Below are 16,578 nucleotides of genomic sequence, written 5' to 3' on the forward strand. Positions count from 1 at the left end.
GCCTTAACGCGGCCTTGTGGCAGGGGCGTTCACGCAAGGGGGCTACAAGAACCGTTGCGGAGGGTGGAGTTCAGCGGGGTGGGTCCGGCGAAGCGGCGTACGCCGAAATGGCGTTCGCTGAAGCGGTGTTCGCCGAAACGACGTTCGCTGGAACGGCTCCGGCACACCGACCCCGACGGACTCCCAGGAGGCAGCTGATGGACGTACCGACGCAGGTGTGCGTGGTGGGCGGCGGGCCCGCCGGGCTGACGCTCGCCGTGGAACTCGCCCGGCGTTCCGTGCCCGTGGTGGTCGTGGAGGCGAGCCGGCACTTCAACCGGTCCTTCCGGGGCGAGTCCGTCTCGCCCGACTCCGTGTGGCTGCTCGACCGCCTCGGCCTGCTCGACCGGCTCGACGGCGAGTACGTCCAGATGCACCGCATGCGGATCCAGGACGCCGGGCACACCGTGTTCGCCGCCGACTTCGAGCGCTTCCGCTATCCGCATCCCTTCCCCGTCGAACTCCCGCAGCCCGCCCTGCTGTCGGCGCTCGCCGAGACCGGTGCGGCCCATCCCGGCTTCACCCTCCTCCAGGGCGCGACCGCCACCGGGCTGCTGCGTGACGACGACGGCACGGTCACCGGGGTGCGGGTGCGCACCGCAGAGGGCGAGCGGGAGATCCGGGCGACGCTGACCGTCGCGGCGGACGGACGTTTCAGCAAGGTGCGCGAGATGTCCGGTCTCGCGTACCGGACGACGCCGCTGGAGCGCGACGTGATCTGGCTCAAGTTGCCTTTTCCGTACGGAGACTGGGACGACCGTACGTATCGCGTCCGCATCCGGGGAGACCAGCACGGGCTGTTCATCCCGACCCGGCCCGACAGCGTCCGGGTCGGCTTCAACATTCCCAAGGGGGGCCTCAAGGAGATGCGGGGGCAGGGGCTGCCGCGCCTGTACGAACGGCTCGACGCGCTCGCCCCCGAACTGTCCGGCGCGGTGCGTGAACAGGTTCGGTCCTGGTCGGACACGTCCATGCTGGACATCTTCACGACGGTCGTGCCGCGCTGGTCCGCGCCCGGCATCGTCCTCGTCGGAGACGCCGCCCACACGCTCACACCGATCCTCGGGCAGGGCGTCAACCACGCCATCATCGACGCGGTCACGCTGGCACCCCTGGTGGCGGACGCCCTGGACGGTGGGCCCGAGGCGCTGAACGCCGCGACCGACACCTTCCAGCGCACCCGCGAGGCGTCGGTGGCCCGCTCCCGGGCCCTGCAGCTCCGCCAGGAACGCCTCTTCACGCTGCACGGCCGTGTCGGCGGAGCCTGGCGGCGCACGCTCTACCGGGCCGTGAACCGCAGCGAGTTGCTCACCCGACGGGTGCTGGCGGGGGCGTACTTCCAGCTCCAGGAGCCGGGGGAGCGGGTCGCGAAGGTGCAGGATGCCGGGCGCTGAACGGCCGTCGCTCTGTGGCGGGTTGAGGGGCGGGGGACAGGTCCCGTACGCGGCCTGCGGGCTGAGCCAGTTCCTCGTCGCCGCCGGAGCCTCCGTGGTGACCACCATGGGTTCCGCACTGCGCGAGGCGAACGGGCTGCACGCGAGCCGGCTGCCGTGGACGGTCCTCGTATACGTCCTCGCGCTGGGCGTCCTGGCACTGCCGCTGCGCCTGCTGATCCGGCGTACCCGGCCGCTTCCGGTGCTGATCCTCGGGCTGTGGCTCTTCGTCCAGTCGTCGGTGGCGCTGACGCTGGTGCCCGGCGCGTCGGCCTTCCTCGTCTTCCGGGCGGTCCAGGGAGCGGGCGCGGCGGCGCTCACGGCCACCGTGCTCGCCCTCGCCCTGGTCGGGCACCGCCCGGATCGACTCCTCCTCGTCTGGAGTGCCGTGATCGTCGCCGGTTTCGGTACGGGCCTCGCGGCGGGCGCTGTCGCAGGCACCGAGTGGAGGTGGGCGTTCTGGGCGAACGTGCCGCTCACGGCGGCCGCCGGTATCCCGCTGGTACGGCTCTTGCGTTCGACTCGCCGACGGGACAAGGCAGTTGGCGGGCGTGCAGATGATGACGATGACGGGGTGAGCGATGGGGACGGGGTGGGCATCGGCCAGGAAGGCGGCGCTCAGGACGCCGCCGCGTGAACCGGCCGCCGTTCACCGTAACGGCGGACCAGGGGCGCCACCTCGTCCAGCAGCCGCCCCTCGTGCGTCCGCAGGAAGAAGTGGCCGCCCGGCAGCACCCGCACCTCGCAGCCGCGCGCCGCGTACCGGCGCCAGGCGGTCACCTCCGGCACCCGTACGAGGGAGTCGTCCGCCCCGGCGAACAGATGGAGCGGTACGCGGACGGGCTCGCCGGACGGGCCCGCGCTCGCGCACAGTGCCAGGTCGTCCCGCACCACATGCAGCAGCGCCCGCAGCCACTCCGGGTGCCCGAGCAGGGCCTCGGGCAGCCCGCCGAGTGCGACGAGTGCGCGGACCAGGTCGGAGTCGGCACCGGTCGCGGCACCGAAGCCGGGCTCGGCATCGAAGATGGGCTCGGAACCGAAGCCGGGCTCGGAACCGTCGCCGGAGCCGGCACCAGAGCCGGAGCCGGTACTGAAGCCGGCACCGAAGCCGGCGTCGGAGTCGATGCGTGGCGGCGGCAGATGCGGGGCGCGGTACGCGGCGAGCAGGGCCGCGCGCGGAAGGGGCGCGCCCCGCTGCTGACGCCGCCGGATCAAGGCGTACGCGATGAGGGCGCCCATGCTGTGCCCGTACAGGAGGTGGGGCGAGGCCAGCACCTCGTCGAGTTCCGCGTCCAACTCCTCCACAAGCGCGGCGAGTTCGGTGAAGCGGGGCTCGCCGGGCCGCCCCTCGCGGCCCGGCAGCCGTACCGGCAGGACGTCCACGGAAGCACCCCGCGCATCGAGTTCGCGCTGCCAGCGGGCGTACGCCGAGGCCCCGCCGCCCGCGAAGGGGAAGCACAACAGCCGTACCGCAGGGTGGGGTTGGGGTGCCCGTGCCAGGTACTCCGTCGTCGTCATGGCATCACCACATGGATCCCCGTCGCGGCGCCGCGCCACCCCGATGCCCGGTCGGGGTGCCCCTGCGCGGCGCCGCTCCACCCCCCATCAGAGTGGTCGCGGATGGCGTCCAGCGATGTGTCGCCCCGCAGGATCGCCTCGTGCAACTGCCGTACACGTACGGATGGTTCGAGCCCCAGCTCGTCCGACAGGACGCGGCGCAGACCCCGGAACAGCTCCAGTGACTGCCAGGAGCGACCGCTTCGGTGCAGGGCGAGCATCAACTGAGCGTGGAGGCTCTCGTGCAGGGGGTAGCGGGAGGCCAGGGCGGTGAGTTCACCGAGGAGGGCGCGGTGGCGGCCCAGCCGGAGCTCCGCGCCGAAGCGCTCCTCCAGGGCGGTCAGACGAAGCTCCTCCAGACGCAGAACCTCCGCACGCAGTACGGGTCCTGGCGAGACGTCGGCCAGTGCGGACCCCCGCCACAGCCGCAGCGCGCCCGCCAGGAGCTCCGAACCCTCGGCGTCGGCGCCCGCCTCCAGTGCGGCACGTCCGGCCGCGGCGAGCCGTTCGAAACGGGAGACGTCCATGGCGTCCGGCGGGGCCTCCAGGCGGTAGCCGACGGGCACGCGGCGCAACACGTCCTTCGGGCCGAGCGCATGATCGGGACCGAGCGCCGAGCCGATCATTCTGCGCAGCTGCTTCACGTACGTGTGCAGCGTGGCCTCGGCCGAGCGTGGCGGGCGGTCTCCCCACAACTCGTCGACCAGGGCCGAAACCCCCACCGGATTCCCGCGGTTGAGGGCCAGCAGAGCCAGGACCTGCCGTGGCTTCGGTGCGCTCGGTACCACTGACACCGGCCCCACCCGTGCGTTCAGCGGTCCGAGCACGGCGATCTCGATCACTCGTCCCCCCAGAGAGTGCGGCGTGCAACTGCCCCCCAGACCTTGGCAGTCGGCGCGCGGCGGTCACCAGTGATCTGCCCACGAAAACGTCATGAATCCCTCATGCGTGGCGCTTTCGGGACGCCCCGGCGAATGCGCCCCCTCCGAGGCGCACTGTCCGTGACCAGGTGCTTGCCCTTAGCATCCCCGCATCAGCACAGAGGGCGCTCTGGGGACTCTGAGGGGGAGTCGATGTCCGGTGCGGCTGAGCAGCTGACCAGTACATGGGCGGGGAAGTTCGACGGCAGGACCGCCGGTGTGCCGGTCACTCGGCATGCGTTCAGGACCGCGTTCGCGATCACGGCGGGATTCGTTCCGCTGGGCGCGGCCGCGATCGCCACGACACACCCCGGGCGGGGCGCGGCGGCGGCAGCCGTGGGAGCCCTGCTGGGGACGTACGTCCTGCATCTGGTGACGGGCCGGGTGCGGGAGCGCCGGCGTGCCCTGACGATCGCGGCACAGGGCCTACTGGGCTTCCTGCCCGCCCTGACACCCGTGGCCGTCTGGCCCGGCACGGCGGGGTACTTCGCAGGCGCGCTCCTGGTCAACTTCCCCGGGCCCGGCGGCCGTTCGCTCGCCGCGCTCGCGGTCGCCGCGACCTGCGCCGCGAGGCGAGCGGAGGGAGCGGACTGGGCGGACGCGCTGTACGCGGGGGCCGTCACCGGGGGTACGGCACTCGTCCTCCTCGGCACGGCCCGGTTCGTGGAACTCGTGACGACCGCCCACCACGAGCGCGAGACGCTCGCCTGGCGGGCCGTCGAGCAGGAGCGCCGGCGGTACGCGCGCGATCTGCACGACCTGCTCGGGTACAGCCTCTCCGCCATCACCCTCAAGGGCGATCTCGCGCTGCGGCTGGTGCGGTCGCAGCCCGACCGCACCCGTGAGGAGCTCGACGGGATACTCGGCGTCGCCCGCGAGGCGCTCGCCGACGTACGCGCCGTCGCGCGCGGCTACCGGGAGCTGTCCCTGGCCGTCGAGGCCGAGTCCGCGCGCTCGTTGCTCGCCGCGGCGGGGATCCGGGCCGGCCTCGATGTCCGCTGCGGGTGTGACGGGCCTGTCGGGACCGTCCTTGCGACCGTGCTGCGTGAAGGGGTCACCAATCTCATCAGGCACAGCAAGGCGACGGAGTGCCGGATCGAGATCCGGGAGGTCGAGGGGGCGTTCGTGCGGCTCACTCTGTCCAATGACGGGGTACGGGCCGATGCGGTGGCGCTTCGCGAGTGCGGTGGCGGGGCTCGGGGCGGGCTCGACAATCTGGTGGAGCGGATGGAGGCCGTCGGGGGGCGGTTGACCGCCGGGACGGATGAGAGGGGCTGGTATCGGGTGGTCGCGGAGGCGCCTTGCGGTGGTGTGTGACCTGCGGGCCGGTGGGGGCTGGTCGCGCAGTTCCCCGCGCCCCCAAAAGAACGGGGCTGCGCCCCCAAGGGAACGGGGCCGCGCCCCTGCTCATTGTCCGCCGGGGCTGAGGCTTGCTCTTCAGGAGCGCGGGGCTCGCTTTTCAGGGGCGCGGGGAACTGCGCGAGCAACCCCCACCGACCCGCACACGCGAACGAACCTCACATCAACCACCCCGACTCCGCCGCGATCCGAACCGCATCGACACGATTGCGGGCGTTGAGCTTGGTCACGACCGAGGTCAGATAGTTCCGCACCGTGCCCACGGAGAGGTGGAGCGCCTCGGCGATCTCCGTCGCGTCCGCGCCCTGCGACGCGAGACGGAGGATCTCCGTCTCGCGCTTCGTGAGCGGCGACTCGCCGTCCGAGAAGGCGGAGAGCGCGAGCTGCTGGTCGATGACACGCTCACCGGCCGCCGCCTTACGGACGACCTCCGCGAGGTAGGAGGCCGGTGAGTCCTTGAGGACGAACCCGGCCACCTGCTGGGCCAGCGCCCGCCGCAGTGTCCCCGGCTTGCCGAGGCTGGTGATGATCACCGTGCGGCAACCGGGCAGCCGCTCGTGCAACTGCCCCGCCGCGGTGATCCCGTCCGTGTGCGGAAGGTCGTAGTCGATGACAGCCACATCCGGCCGTACGGCAAGTGCCGCCGAGAGGATCGTGTCGCCCCGGTCGACCTCGGCCACGACCTCCAGGTCGGGTTCGAGATTGAGCAGTGCCACCAGCGCACCGCGCACCATCGAGACGTCCTCGGCCAGCAGAATCCGTATCAACCCGCCCCCAACTCTCCCGCGGACGCGACTCCGCAACCCCCGTGTGCGGAAGTCTAGTTGGGTCATATAGCCGAGTTGTGCAGGACTTGTGCGCAGGGGTCCGTTGTAGGGGCGTACCGGGGTCAGGTTCGGCCACTCACGGGGCGCTCGGTGCGCGTGGGGATGTCCGGATACGTCGTACGCGCCTCCTCCTCGAGCCCCGCCCGCCGCTGCAGCCGCCGCAGGGGTGCCGGGGCCCACCAGGTGGCCCGCCCGGTGAGCCGGAGCACGGCGGGCACCAGCAGGGCCCGTACGACCATCGCGTCCATCAGCACGGCCAGCCCAACGCCCAGGCCCAGCATCTTGATGTTGGTCACACGCGAGGTGCCGATCGCCACCATCACCACGGCGAGGATCAGCGCCGCCGCCGTGATGAGCCCGCCGGTGCGACGGATGCCGAGGACCACCGCCTCACGGTGGTCGCCGCCGATCCCGTACTCCTCCTTGATGCGTGAGACCAGGAAGACCCCGTAGTCCATGGACAGTCCGAACGCCACGCAGAACATCAGCACGGGCAGTGCCGTCTCGATGTCCCCGGTGGGTGTGAAGCCGAGCGGGCCGGACAGGTGCCCGTCCTGGAAGACCCAGACCACGGCTCCGAACATCGCGGTCAGACTGAGCCCGTTGACGAGGACGGTGAGCAGTGGCAGCAGCACGCTTCCGGTGAGCAGGAAGACCAGGATCAGCGTCGTGACGGCGATGACGGCGAGCGCCCACGGCAGCCGCTCGGCCGTCCCGTGCTGGGTGTCGGCGAGCACCGCGGCCGGTCCGGTCACCGAGGTCTCGAAGGAGGCCGGAACCGCACGGATCTTCTTTACGAGACTCACACTCTGCGGTGAAGCGCTTTCCGCCGAGTGCAGTACGGAGAGGTGTCCGGCGGCCGGGGGCGCGTCCGTCACGCGCTTCCCGTCCACGAACCGCCCTGCTGGGCCCGCGACTTGGACGACGTACGGCAGCCGCGACACCTCGCCGCTGTACTCCGCGAGCGCCTTGGCTGCCGGCTTGCCCTCGACGAGTACGGCCAGTGCGCTGCCCGGGCTGCCGGGGAACCCGTCCCTCAACTCCTGCTGCACAGCGCGGGCTTCGGTGCTCGCCGGCAGCTGCCGGTCGTCGGCCGTGCCGAACCGCACGTCCATGAACGGCAGTCCGAGCGCGAGCAGCACGGCGACCGTGCCGACCGCGAACAGCGGGGCGCGCCGCATCACCAGCCGGGCGAGCCGCGCCCAGCCCGCTCCCGGATTCCCGCCGCGCCTGCCGACCGGCAGCCGCAGGGCGTTGACCCGGTGACCGAGCAGCACGAGTGCCGCGGGCAGCGCGACGAGCGAGGCCGCGGCGGAGATGAGGACGACCGCGATTCCGGCGTACGCGAGCGAGCGCAGGAAGTACTGCTCGAAGACCAACATCGAGGCGAGGCAGACAGCGACGGTCAGCGCCGAGTACAGCACCGTGCGTCCGGCGGTCCGCAGTGTCACGGCCACCGCGTCCCGTGGATCGCGGCCGGCCGCCAGTTCCTCGCGATGGCGTCGCACCAGGAACAGCGCGTAGTCGATGGCGAGTCCGAGACCGAGGGCCGTCGTCAGGTTCTGTGCGTACACCGAGACGTCCGTGAACTCGGTGATCACTCGCAGTACGGCGTTCGTGCCGAGCACCGACACGATCCCCACGAGCAGGGGCAGCGCGGCCGCGACCGCGCTGCCGAACACCACGACGAGCAGCACCAACGTGACCGGCAGCGCGATGACTTCGGCCCGTACGAGGTCGTCGGCGATCACCTCCTGGGAGGCGTGCCGTACCGCCGCGGGGCCGCCGATCCGGACATCGACCGCGCCCTGCGCGCCCCGGTAGCGCGGCTCCAGAGCCTCCAGCGCCTCGTCGACCGCGTCCTCGTCCCCCTTGATGCGGGCGGTGATCAGCGCCTCGCCGCCGTCCCGGGCGCGCAGCGCGGCGTCCTCGGTCTGCCAGTACGAGACCACGCCCAACACGGTTTTCTCGTCCGCCAGTTGGCGGGCCAGCTCGCGCGCCGCCGAGGCGACGGCCGGGTCGTCGACGTCCCGCGACCCGTCGCGCGGCGACACGAGCAGCAGCAGATTCGGCTGCGAGGCGGGCCAGCGGCGCTCCAACTCGGCTGTCGCGTACGAGGATTCGGAGCCCGGGATCTGCGAACCGCCGCTGCTCATGCGCTCGGCGACCCCGCCGCCGACCACCACCGCGCCCGCGGTGAGCAGCAGTATCAGCAGGAGCAGCAGACGTGGCCGGGTGGTCACCGCGCGGGCGACCCGCCCCCGCGGTCCGGCCGCGGACTGTGGTGACGAAGAGGTCGGCGAACTCGGCGATGTCTGTGAAGTCGGCGATGTCTGCGGTGTCATCGGCCCTGCCCTCCTGGACGGTCGCTCTCGCGAAAGACGATCGTCCGGTGAGGGGCTAAAGGGTCGGCTGGGCAGGGGGCAGGGGGCAGAGGGCGGGGGCAGGGACAGGGGGCGGTGCGGGCGTTGGCCGGCTGGGCAGTGGGTCGCCCTGCTCGCCGGCCGGTTGGGCGGAGGGAGCGGCTCACGCGGCGGCCGATCGAGCACAGGAGCCGGGTCATGCTGCGGCCGGTCCGGTGCCGGGGCGTGTCACTCGTCGGGGGAGTTCAGATACGCGCGCCATCCTCCGTACTCCGTGATGTCACGCGCACCGTCGATGGCGCCCGGCTCGCACAGGAAGCCGGGTACGTCGTCGCCGTCGGCCAGTTCGACCCGGCCCAGGGTCATCGGCCGGGGCAGCGCGGCGAGGAGGCGGCCGAGGCCCTCGGCGGGCAGCCGCCACACCTCGGCCTCGATCGCGGCGCCGCCCTCGCCCACGTGGACGAGACCGGGCTTGGGCGGTTCGGTCGACAGGGCGTGCAGCCGGTAGACGGGCGCGGTCCTGGTCGTACGCTCCAACCGGGCGCCCAGGGAGAGGAGTTGGCCGTTGAGCGGCTGGTCCGACAGGTGGGCGCCGACCACGGCGATCCGCGTCGTCGGGGCCTCCAGGGTCCGGGCGATCAGCGCCAGGCGTTCGTCGGTGAAGGCCGGGCCGATCAGCATCACGCCGAACGGGAGGCCCGCCACCTCGCCCGCCGGGACGGCCACGGCCGCCAGGTCGAAGAGGTTCGTGGAGTTGGTGAAGCGGCCGAGCCGGGCGTTGGAGCCGAGCGGGTCGGCGGCGACCTCGGCGAGCGTGGGGTGGCCCGGGGCCGTGGGGAGGAGCAGGGCGTCCGCGTCGCCGAGTTCCGCCAGCGCGCGGGTGCGCAGGGCCGCCAGGCGGTCCTGGTCTGCGAAGAGCTGGTGGGCCGGGATGTCGCGGGCGCGGGTGATGATGCCGGCGACCGTCGGGTCGAGGCCCGCTCCGCCCTCGGAGAGCAACTTGTCGACAAAGCTCCCCACGGCGGTGTAGCGCTCGGCCACGAAGGCGCCCTCGTAGAGCATCGCGGCGGCCTCGGTGAAGGGGGCGAGGTCGAGGGGCCGCAACTCGGCGCCCGCCGCGCGGAGTTGGGCTGCGGCTTCCTCGTACGCCTCCGCCCAGCCCTCGTCCAGCTCGCCGAGCTGTTCGCGGGGCGGGACGGCGATGCGCCATGGGCCCGGGGTGCGCTGGGGGAGTGCGGGGAGGTCGCGGGCGGGTGGGGCGGCCATGTGCGCCAGGGCCTGTTCCGCCTCCCGGAGGGTGCGGGCGAAGACCGTCACACAGTCGAGGGTGGCGCAGGCCGGGACCACGCCGTCCGTGGGCACGAGGCCTCGGGTCGGCTTGAGGCCGACGATGCCGTTGAAGGCCGCGGGGATGCGGCCGCTGCCCGCGGTGTCCGTGCCCAGGGCGAGGTCCACGATGCCGAGGGCTACCGCCACCGCGCTTCCTGAGCTGGAGCCGCCGCTGATTCTCTCTGGGGCGATGGCGTTGCGGACGGGGCCGTGGGGGGAGCGGGTGCCAACCAGGCCTGTGGCGAACTGGTCCAGGTTGGTGGTGCCCAGGGGGATCGCGCCTGCCGCGCGGAGGCGGGCGACCACCGGGGCGTCCGCCTCCGGGTGGTAGGTGTAGGCCGGGCAGCCTGCCGTGGTGGGGAGGCCTGCCACGTCGATGTTGCCCTTCGCCGCGAAGAGTTTGCCGGCGAGGGGGAGGTGTTCGCCTGCGGCGAGGCGGGTGTCGATGGCTCGGGCTTCCTCTTCCACCTCTGCCTGGGGGCGCAGGTCGATCCAGACCTCGGGGCGGGCTGTGGCCTCGATACGGGCGTAGGCCCTGCGGGCTCTGGTGAGCGTCGACATCTGTGTTCCTTTGCTGGGGCTTCGTTGTCGGCTGCGGGCCGGTGGTCGTCTGTGCCCACCCGTTCCGCCCTGCGGAACGCCTGCCCACAGACGGACAGGCGGGCGGGCGGGTGGGGTGCCTGTCCACGGACGGGTGGGCGGCGCGTCTGTCCACGGACGGGTGGGCGGGGTGCCTGTCCGCAGGCTGGCGGGTGGGGTGCCTGCCCGCAGACGGCGTGGCGCGGGTGGGTCGGGCTGCCCACGGATTGCGCGGGGCTCAGGTCGGCGGTGGCCCCACCACCGCCAATGCCGTGCCCGCTTCCACCTGGTCGCCCGGTTTGGCCAGGAGGTCCAGGACCACTCCGTTCATGGGGGACGGGACTCGGGACTCCATCTTCATGGCCTCCAGGGCCAGCAGGGGCTGCCCCGTGGTGACCGTGTCGCCCGGTCGGACGTTGAGCTGCCACACCGAGGCGGCGAACTCGGCTTCGACCAGGCGGGCGCCCGGAGGCACTGTCACCTGCACGGGGGCGGCCACCGGAGCCGACACCGCCTCCGCACGGGTGAACTCGCCCGCCGACTCCCAGGCGTCGCGCTCCGCGGAGAACGCCGTGCCCTGCCGGGTGCGGAACTCCTCGATCGCGTCGGCGTTCTCCGCGAGGAAGGCCTCGTACGAGGCGAGGGAGAACGTGCCCTCCTCGATCCTCGGGACGAAGCGGCCCGAGGTGATGTCGGAGCGCAGGTCCAGCAGTTCGTCCGCGTCCACCGGGTACCACTTGATCCGGTCGAAGAAGCGCAGCAGCCAGGGGGAGCCCGGCTCGAACGCGCCCCGTTGCTGCCACCCCGACCACACCTGCGTCGTACGGCCGACGAACTGGTAGCCGCCGGGCCCCTCCATCCCGTAGACGCACAGGTACGCCCCGCCGATGCCCACCGAGTTCTCGGCCGTCCACGTACGCGCCGGGTTGTACTTCGTCGTGACGAGACGGTGCCGGGGATCCAGCGGCGTCGCCACCGGCGCCCCCAGATAGACGTCGCCGAGGCCCAGGACCAGGTACTCGGCGTCGAAGACCGTCCGGTACACGTCCTCGACCGAGTCGAGACCGTTGACGCGGCGGATGAACTCGATGTTCCACGGGCACCAGGGCGCGTCGTCACGCACGCCCGCCATATAGCGGGCGATGGCCTCGCGCGTCGCCGGATCGTCCCAGGAGAGCGGGAGGTGCACGGTGCGCGACGGTACGACGAGCTGGTCGGCGGGCGGCAGGGAGGTGACGATCTCCCTTACCAGGGACAGGAGTTCGGGCTGCGGGAGCTCGTCCGGGTCCGTCTGGATCTGGAGCGAGCGGATGCCGGGCGTGATGTCCGTGATCCCGGGCAGCCCGGCCGCCGACACCGCCTCCATCAGCGCGTGCACCCGCATCCGCAACGCCAGGTCGAGCTGCATGGGCCCGAACTCCACGAGCAGGTTGTCGTCACCGCTGCGCCGGTACGTCACGTCGGCGTCCCGGGCCAGTACGCCGCCGTCGGCGATCTCCGCACGGTCCGCGACCGGCGCGGCAGCCGGGGTACGCCGCAGTCGCGCGGCCTCGGGCACGGTCACCGGGATGAAGCGGACGGTGTCACCCGGACGCAGCTGCCCCAGCTTCCAGCGCTGTCCCTTCGCGATGGTCGCCGGGCAGACGAACCCGCCCAGGGAGGGCCCGTCCGGGCCGAGCAGCACCGGCATGTCTCCCGTGTAGTCGACCGCGCCGACCGAGTAGGGAGTGTCATGGATGTTGGAGGGGTGCAGGCCCGCCTCGCCGCCGTCGGTACGCGCCCAGCGGGGCTTGGGCCCGACCAGCCGTACGCCCGTACGCGCCGAGTTGAAGTGCACTTTCCACTCGGCCGCGTAGAAGTCGTGGATGTCCTCCTCGGTGAAGAACTCCGGTGCGGCGTGCGGCCCTTCGAGCGCACCGACCCTCCACTCGGAACCGAACACCGGCCGCTCGCCGACCGGAACAGGACCACCAGGAAAATCACCGACCGGAGCAGAACCACCAACCGGAACAGCACCCCCGTGCAGCACATCCCCCGTCCGCAACGCCCGCCCGCCGTGCCCGCCGAACCGCCCCAGCGTGAACGTCGAGGCACTCCCCAGGAAGGCCGGCACGTCAAGACCGCCGCCCGCGAGGAGTACATACGTCCGCAGCCCGTGCTCCGAGGGTGCGCCCACCTCCAGCACACCGCCCGCGGGCACCGTCACCGGTTCCCACTGGGGGACGGCTGTTCCGTCGACCGTCACCTGTGCCGGAGCACCCGTGACGCACACGGTCGTCGGATGCGTGAACCTCAACGCCGGTCCCCGCAAGGTGCATTCGAGCCCGGGAGCGCCCTCGTCGTTGCCGAGCGCCCGGTTGCCGAGCCGGAAGGACAGGTCGTCCATCGGCCCGCACGGCGGCACACCCACCTGCCAGTAGCCGGTCCGCCCCGGCCAGTCCTGGACCGTCGTCAGCGTCCCGCCGGAGACGACCTCGATCCGTGGCGTCGGATCGCTCACCGAGGCGAGGGTGGCCGTGGAGTGTGAGGCCGCCCGGAACGCCGGGTCCGACAGCGCGGCCCGCACCAGGCCGAGGTTCGTCTCGATACCAGTCACCCGCGTCCTGGCCAGCGCCTCGTCCAGCCGCTCCAGCGCGTGCGCCCGGTCGGAGCCGTACGCGACGACCTTCGCGAGCATCGGGTCGTACGCGGTGGTGACCTCGGTCCCCGTCTCGATCCAGCCGTCCACGCGCACGCCCCGAGGGAACTCGACCCGGGTCAACAGGCCCGCGCTGGGCCGGTGTTCGCGCGACGGGTCCTCGGCGTACACCCGCGCCTCGACGGCGTGGCCGCGCGGCGCCCCGGGCTCGCGTACGACATCGGAGTCGCCGCGTGCCAGCCGCAGCATCCACGCGACGAGGTCGACGCCGTAGATCTCCTCGGTGACCGGATGTTCCACCTGGAGGCGGGTGTTGACCTCCAGGAAGTAAGCCTCCTCGCGGGCCGCGTCGTAGACGAACTCGACCGTGCCGGCCGAGCGGTAGCCCACACTCGCGCACAAGTCCCGTGCGGAGGAGACCAGTTGATCTCGTACGTGAGAAGGCAGACCAGGCGCCGGGGCCTCCTCCACGACCTTCTGGTTGCGGCGCTGGAGCGAGCAGTCGCGGTCGCCGAAGGTGACGACGCGGCCCTCGCCGTCGCCGAACACCTGCACCTCGACATGGCGGGCGTGCTCGACGAGCCGTTCCAGGAAGACCCCGGCGGAGGAGAAGGAGGCCGCGGCGACGCGCTGCACGCGCTCCCACGCGTCACGGAGGTCCTCCGCCGAGCGGCACGCGGACATGCCGATGCCGCCTCCGCCGCCGGTCGCCTTGAGCATCACCGGGTAGCCGATGGTCTCGGCCCGGTGCAGCGCCTCGTCGACGTCCGCGAGCAGGCCGGTCCCCGGTGCCAGCGGCACCCCGGCCGCCTCGGCGGCCGCCCGGGCCGTGTGCTTCGCCCCGAACAGTTCCAGCTGCTCCGGTGTGGGTCCCACGAACACGATGCCCGCGTCCTGACAGCGGCGCGCGAACGCCGCGTCCTCGGAGAGGAAGCCGTAGCCCGGGTGGATCGCCCCGGCGCCGGTGTCCTTCGCCGCCCGCAGGACGAGATCCGCGTCGAGATACGACTCCTTGGCGGGCGCGGGCCCCAGCCGTACGGCCTCGTCGGCGAGCCGCACATGGGGCGCCGAGCGGTCGGCGTCGGAGTACACCGCGACCGTGCGCAGGCCCAACTCCCTTGCCGTACGGATGATCCGGACCGCGATCTCGCCCCGGTTGGCGACGAGGAGCGTGTCGAAGGCAGCCCCTCCCTCACCGCTCATCCGCCCGCCGCTCATTCAGGAACCCCGATCGTCATCTCCACAGCGGTCGGCTCGAAGCCGTTGCAAGGGTTGTTGATCTGGGGGCAGTTGGAGACCAGTACGAGCACGTCGCGCTCGGCGCGCAGAGTGAGCGAAAGGCCCGGCGCCGAGATGCCGTCGACGATGCCGAGGGTGCCGTCCTTCTCGACCGGCACGTTCATGTACCAGTTGATGTTGGAGACCAGATCGCGCTTGCCGAGGCCGTAACGGGCGCCCTCCGCGAGGAAGTTGTCCACGCAGGCGTGCTGGGACCAGGTGTGGTGCCCGTACCGCAGCGTGTTCGACTCCTTGGAGCAGGCGCCGCCGACCGTGTCGTGCCGGCCGACGTCGTCCGCCACGACCGTCATCAGCGGCGTGTGCTCGTTCGACATGAGCACACTGCCCGTGGTCAGGAAGACGTTCCCCTGCGCCTGGATCGTGTCGGGCGCGCTGTACCGCACGCTCGTGTCCTCGGCGTCGTACACGAGGAAGTCGACCGCCTGGTTGCCGTGCAGGTCGGTGATGGTGAGCGTGGCGCCCGCACGGACGACGGCCGACCATGCGGCCCGGGCCGCGACGGTGGTCTTCTCGACAGCCTGCTCGCTCATGCGATCCCCCTCGCGGCAAGGAACTCGGCGGTGTTGAGGAAGGCGCGGTGGCCCTCGGGCGTGGCGTCCCAGAGTGGATCGCCGGACCTGGTGGCCTCGGCACGCCAGGCCAGTACCTCCAGCGGAGTGCTCGTGTAGGTCTCGCGGGGGTCGGCCGGGTGGGGCACGTTGGCCAGCAGCACCGTGACGTCCTGCTCGGTGCGTAGCGTCACGCTCACGCCCGGACCGGCCGAACCGGTGAAGTCCAGGGAGCCGTTCTCGCGTACCTCCACGCCCTGGAAGAACGACAGCGAGGGCGGCAGATCGCGCGGCGCCAGCCCGTTCTTGGCCGCCGCCAGCTTGAACAGCTCACGCCCGGCGGGCGATTCGGACTGCGGCGCCCCGTCCCCGTACCGCTCCGTGTTCCGTACCAGACCGGAGGTGCCGCACAGCGCGTCGTGCCGCCCGGAGGTGTCGGCGATCACCGTGGCGAGGACACGGCCCTGGTCCGAGAGGAGCAACTGGCCCTCGCCGAGGTAGGCGTTCCACTGCACCTTCACGGTGTCGGCCACGTTCAGCCGCTCCCACGGCCGGTCGGCGGCGAAGAGGAGCAGATGTGCGCAGGCGTCGCCCTTCAGGTCGGTCAGCCGCAGCTCCGTGCCGCGCGCCAGCACCTTGTGCGTGTAGTTGCCGCCCGCCACCGTCTCCGCCCACACGAGGTGGCCCGCCTCGCACGGTGGCGCGGGCCAGGCGCTCGCCGGGACGACGGGCATGGCCTCGGCACGGGTGCCCTCCTGGGCGCGGGCGTGCGCGCGGGCTCCGTAAGTGGTCGCTGTCGCCATCGCGGGACCTCCGGCTCGGCAGTGGTCGGTCATGGGTGCGGTCGAGCGGATGCTCGTATTTCTGTCGCTCGACAGAAATTAGGAGCCGGACGGGTCGCCGCCGTTGCCCGCGGGTTGCGGCCCCGTTACCGATCCCTCACCGAGATCGCCTGGTGGGGCGGTGTGCGAGGATCGAACGCATGGGTTCCAGTGGACGACGAGTGGGCAGGCCACGCGCCGAGCAGCGGCCGGACAGCGGCCTCTCGCCGCGCGACGAGCTGCTCGCCGCCGCCGCGGAGCTGTTCACGACGCGGGGGTACGCGGCCACCACCACCCGGGCCGTCGCCGAGCGGGCGGGGATGCGCCAGGCGTCCATGTACCACTACGTGTCCGGCAAGGAGGAGCTGCTCGCCGCGCTCCTGGAGTCCACGGTCACGCCCTCGCTGGCCTTCGCCCGGCAGCTCCTCGTCGAGGACGACGCCCCCGCCGCGGACCGCCTCTGGGACCTGTGCCGCACGGACGTCGAGCTGCTCTGCGGCGGCTCGCACAACCTCGGCGGGCTCTATCTGCTGCCCGAGGTCCACTCGGAGCGCTTCGCCGGCTTCCATGCCGTACGGGCCGAACTCAAGGACGCCTACCGGCAGTTGCTCGCCGCGACCGAGGCGGGCGGCGCGCTCGCCAAGAGCGAGCTGGACCTGAGGACCGATCTGCTCTTCGGACTCATCGAAGGTGTGATTCTCGTACACCGCTCGGATCCCGAGCGGCCCGTCTCGGCCTTCGCGGAAGCCACCGCGGACGCGGCCCTGCGCATCGCCGGAATCTGAGCGGGCCCCGGCCCGAAACGGTGTCTCACCCCTTCTGATGAGGGGTTTTCGTGCGCCCGTACGCCGTCACGTGTCGTGTTC

12 protein-coding genes are annotated in these 16,578 nt (G+C 72.1%); 4 read left to right on the plus strand and 8 right to left on the minus strand.

Annotation, left to right across the window (positions count from 1 at the left end):
• Positions 1 to 197: 197 nt before the first annotated feature.
• Both ACIBEI_RS42295 and ACIBEI_RS42300 read left to right on the plus strand, forming a co-directional pair.
• A complete protein-coding gene (locus ACIBEI_RS42295) occupies positions 198 to 1,433 on the plus strand; it encodes an FAD-dependent oxidoreductase (protein ID WP_398896196.1) in 1,236 nt (411 codons plus the stop codon).
• Positions 1,420 to 2,109, plus strand: a complete 690-nt coding sequence (locus ACIBEI_RS42300; protein WP_398896197.1) for an MFS transporter — start codon at positions 1,420 to 1,422, stop codon at positions 2,107 to 2,109. The genes ACIBEI_RS42295 and ACIBEI_RS42300 overlap by 14 nt, the downstream gene beginning before the upstream one ends.
• On the opposite strand, the gene ACIBEI_RS42305 is transcribed toward ACIBEI_RS42300, so the two are convergent.
• Entirely contained in the window at positions 2,091 to 2,990 is a 900-nt protein-coding gene (locus ACIBEI_RS42305; protein ID WP_398896198.1) for a thioesterase II family protein, read from the minus strand. The genes ACIBEI_RS42300 and ACIBEI_RS42305 overlap by 19 nt on opposite strands.
• Positions 2,987 to 3,868, minus strand: a complete 882-nt coding sequence (locus ACIBEI_RS42310) for a BTAD domain-containing putative transcriptional regulator (RefSeq protein ID WP_398896275.1) — start codon at positions 3,866 to 3,868, stop codon at positions 2,987 to 2,989. The genes ACIBEI_RS42305 and ACIBEI_RS42310 overlap by 4 nt, the downstream gene beginning before the upstream one ends.
• A gap of 234 nt (positions 3,869 to 4,102) precedes the next feature.
• Between ACIBEI_RS42310 and ACIBEI_RS42315 the strand changes: the two genes are divergently transcribed.
• Positions 4,103 to 5,266: a sensor histidine kinase gene (locus ACIBEI_RS42315; RefSeq protein WP_398896200.1), complete on the plus strand. Its 1,164-nt coding sequence runs from the start codon at positions 4,103 to 4,105 to the stop codon at positions 5,264 to 5,266.
• A gap of 200 nt (positions 5,267 to 5,466) precedes the next feature.
• Here the strand turns inward: ACIBEI_RS42315 and ACIBEI_RS42320 are convergent, their stop codons facing one another.
• The 6 genes from ACIBEI_RS42320 to ACIBEI_RS42345 all read right to left on the minus strand — a co-directional run bounded on the left by ACIBEI_RS42320 (position 5,467) and on the right by ACIBEI_RS42345 (position 15,694).
• On the minus strand, positions 5,467 to 6,075 hold the full coding sequence (locus ACIBEI_RS42320; RefSeq protein ID WP_398896202.1) for a DNA-binding response regulator: 609 nt from the start codon (positions 6,073 to 6,075) through the stop codon (positions 5,467 to 5,469).
• 122 nt (positions 6,076 to 6,197) lie between these two features.
• A complete protein-coding gene (locus ACIBEI_RS42325) occupies positions 6,198 to 8,480 on the minus strand; it encodes an MMPL family transporter (protein ID WP_398896203.1) in 2,283 nt (760 codons plus the stop codon).
• Between the two features lie 246 nt (positions 8,481 to 8,726).
• Complete coding sequence (atzF, locus tag ACIBEI_RS42330; RefSeq protein WP_398896204.1) at positions 8,727 to 10,388, minus strand: allophanate hydrolase; 1,662 nt, start codon at positions 10,386 to 10,388, stop codon at positions 8,727 to 8,729.
• 256 nt (positions 10,389 to 10,644) lie between these two features.
• Positions 10,645 to 14,247: an urea carboxylase gene (gene uca, locus ACIBEI_RS42335; protein WP_398896206.1), complete on the minus strand. Its 3,603-nt coding sequence runs from the start codon at positions 14,245 to 14,247 to the stop codon at positions 10,645 to 10,647.
• Positions 14,248 to 14,258: 11 nt separating this feature from the next.
• The gene (locus tag ACIBEI_RS42340; RefSeq protein ID WP_398896207.1) at positions 14,259 to 14,873 is read right to left on the minus strand and encodes an urea amidolyase associated protein UAAP2; all 615 of its coding nucleotides are present in this window, start codon (positions 14,871 to 14,873) and stop codon (positions 14,259 to 14,261) included.
• Positions 14,870 to 15,694: an urea amidolyase associated protein UAAP1 gene (locus ACIBEI_RS42345; RefSeq protein ID WP_398896208.1), complete on the minus strand. Its 825-nt coding sequence runs from the start codon at positions 15,692 to 15,694 to the stop codon at positions 14,870 to 14,872. The genes ACIBEI_RS42340 and ACIBEI_RS42345 overlap by 4 nt, the downstream gene beginning before the upstream one ends.
• A gap of 179 nt (positions 15,695 to 15,873) precedes the next feature.
• On the opposite strand from ACIBEI_RS42345, the gene ACIBEI_RS42350 reads away from it, so the two are divergent.
• The gene (locus ACIBEI_RS42350; protein ID WP_398896210.1) at positions 15,874 to 16,497 is read left to right on the plus strand and encodes a TetR/AcrR family transcriptional regulator; all 624 of its coding nucleotides are present in this window, start codon (positions 15,874 to 15,876) and stop codon (positions 16,495 to 16,497) included.
• The last annotated feature ends 81 nt before the right edge of the window (positions 16,498 to 16,578 follow it).

Origin of the sequence: Streptomyces sp. NPDC050988, from assembly GCF_044456225.1 — a bacterium.
In the GTDB taxonomy this organism is placed as follows: domain Bacteria; phylum Actinomycetota; class Actinomycetes; order Streptomycetales; family Streptomycetaceae; genus Streptomyces.